This is a genomic window from Kitasatospora sp. NPDC002543 (genome assembly GCF_053594915.1).
Genome location: NZ_JBSFWR010000218.1, coordinates 1 through 2,814, shown reverse-complemented (window position 1 = coordinate 2,814; position 2,814 = coordinate 1). Strand labels below are relative to the sequence as shown.

The following is a 2,814-nucleotide window of genomic DNA, read 5'->3' as shown; positions in this document are numbered from 1 at the left end:
GCGCTCGACCGCATCGCCGACGGCACCGAACCGCTCACCGGACCGGCCCGCTCCGGCGGGACCACCGGCTTCCTGTTCACCGGCCAGGGCGCCCAGCGCCTCGGCATGGGGCAGGAGTTGTACAACGCCCACCCCGTGTTCGCGGCCCGCTTCGACCAGGTCTGCGCCGAACTCGACCGGTGGCTCGACCGACCCCTGCGCGAGGTGGTCTGGGGCGAGGACGGTGACCTCCTCAACCAGACCGCGTACACCCAGACCGCCCTGTTCGCCGTCGAGGTCGCGCTGTTCGCGCTCCTGCAGTCGTGGGGCGTCCAGCCGCAGTACCTCGCCGGGCACTCCATCGGCGAACTCGCCGCCGCCCACGTCGCCGGCGTCTGGACCCTGACCGACGCCGCCCGACTCGTCGCCGCACGCGGCAAGCTGATGCAGGCCCTTCCGGGCGGCGGTGCGATGATCGCCGTCGAGGCCACCGAGGACGAGGTCACCCCGCACCTGACCGACGGCGTCGACATCGCCGCCCTCAACGGCCCCCGCTCCGTGGTCATTTCAGGCGAAGCGACCGCTGTCGAGGCGCTCGCCGAGCGCTTCGCCACCCAGGGCCGCCGCACCTCGCGCCTGCGCGTCTCCCACGCCTTCCACAGCGTGCTCATGGAGCCCATGCTCGCCGAGTACGCCACCGTGGCACGGGAGTTGGCCTACAACGAGCCCACCATCCCGCTCGTCTCCACCGTCACCGGCACCCTCACCACCACCGAACTCACCGACCCGCAGTACTGGGTCAACCAGGTCCGCGCCGCCGTCCGCTTCACCGACGCCGTCCGCACCCTGACCGACAACGGAGTCACCACCCTGCTGGAGATCGGCCCCGACGCCGTCCTCACCGCCATGGCCCAGCAGACGACCGAAGACACCACCGTCATCCCCACCCAGCGCCGCGACCGCGACGAGAACACCACCTTCCTCGCAGCTCTGGGCTCGCTCCACACCACCGGTGTGACCATCGACTGGGCCACCGCCTTCACCGGCCTCCGCACCCAGCACACCGACCTGCCCACCTACCCCTTCCAGCGCGAGCGCTTCTGGCTGGACACCCGCGAGTACCTGGCGAGCTCCTGGTTCGGCGGTGACTTCGGCGGTGTGACCTCCGCTGGTCTCGACGCCGCGGACCACCCGCTGCTGGGCGCCGTCGTCGCCATGCCGGAGTCCGGCGGCACCATGATGACGGGCCGCCTGTCCGTCGAGACCCAGCCCTGGCTGGCCGACCACCGCATCGGCGACGCGATCCTGCTTCCCGGCACCGGATTCGTCGAACTCGCCCTGCGGGCCGGCCGACAGGTCGGCTGCGACGTCCTCACCGAGCTCGCGCTCCAGGCCCCGCTGGTTCTGCCCGTCTTCGGCGGTGTCGCGGTCCAGGTCACGGTCACCGGCGCCGACGAGCGCGGCGACCGTACCGTCACCGTCCACTCCCGCAGTGACGAAGCCGGCTCCTGGGTCCTGCACGCCGAGGGTGTGCTCGGCACCGAAGGCGCCGCTCGCGCCGCGTCCGCCGACCTGGTCGAGTGGCCGCCGCCGGGCGCCGAGGCCGTGGACGTCGCCGGTGCGTACGAGCTGCTGGAGGAGCAGGGCTACGGATACGGCCCGACCTTCCAGGCCCTGCGCGCGGCCTGGCGCCGGGGCGAGGAGACCTTCGCCGAGGTCGCGCTCCCCGAGGACGCCCACGCCGACGCCGCCCGCTTCGGCCTCCACCCCGCACTCCTCGACGCCGCGATGCACGCGGTCCTGTTCGACGACGACGGCCACCGCGGCGGCCAGACCGTCCTGCCGTTCGTGTGGAAGGGTGTCGCCCTGCGTGCTGTCGGCGCCACCGCGCTGCGGGTGCGCCTGGCCGCGGCCGGTGAGGGCAGCATCACTCTGACCGTCGCCGACGCCGCCGGGCAGCCGGTGCTGTCGGTCGAGTCCGTGCTCGGCCGCCCCGTGGTCGCCGACCAGCTGACCGGCGCCACCGGTCGGGACGCCGCGCTGTTCGGCGTCGAGTGGTCGGGCGGCCGCTCCGCGCCAGGTGTGGCACTCACGGACCGCTGGGCGCTCGTCGGCGGGGACGCCGCAGCCTCGGGTGCCGACTCGTACCCGTCGATGGCCGCGCTCGTCGAGGCCGTCGCCTCGGGCGCCGAGGCGCCGTCGGTGGTCGTGCTGCCGTGCGCGCCGCAGAGCGGTGACGTACCGGCCGGCGTGCGGGCCGGCCTCGGCCGGGTCCTGAACGCGCTCCAGGCATGGCTGGCCGACGACCGTCTCGCCCACTCCCGCCTGGTCGTCGTCACCTCGGGCGCCGTCGCCCACCCCGAGATCACCGACCTCGCCGGCGCCCCCATCTGGGGCCTGATCCGCGCAGCCCAGGCCGAGAACCCCGGACGCATCACCCTCGCCGACCTCGACGACCTCACCGCCCTTCCGCACGCCCTGGGCGCCGTCGTCGCCTCCGGCGAGCCCGAACTCGCGGTCCGCGCCGAGGCGTTGTACGTTCCGCGCCTGGTGCGCGTCGAGTCGTCCGCGTCCGGCGGGACTGTCCTCTTCGAGGCCGACGAGACCGTCCTGGTCACCGGCGGCACCGGCGGCCTCGGCGCCCTGTTCGCCCGCCACCTGGTCACCGAGCACGGCGTGCGCCGCCTGCTGCTCACCAGCCGACGCGGCCCCGACGCCCCCGGCGCGAGCGAACTCGTCGCCGAACTCGCCGCCCTGGGAGCCGAAGCGACCGTCGCCGCCTGCGACGTCTCCGACCGCGACGCCCTCACCCAACTGCTGGACGGCGTGAACCTG

Annotated in this window: 1 protein-coding gene; it reads left to right on the top strand. The window is 74.0% G+C overall.

What is annotated here, in order from left to right; genetic code table 11:
* Positions 1–2,814: SDR family NAD(P)-dependent oxidoreductase (locus tag ACWD4P_RS38055; protein ID WP_449782798.1), on the top strand; the 2,814-nt coding region annotated here is incomplete at both ends.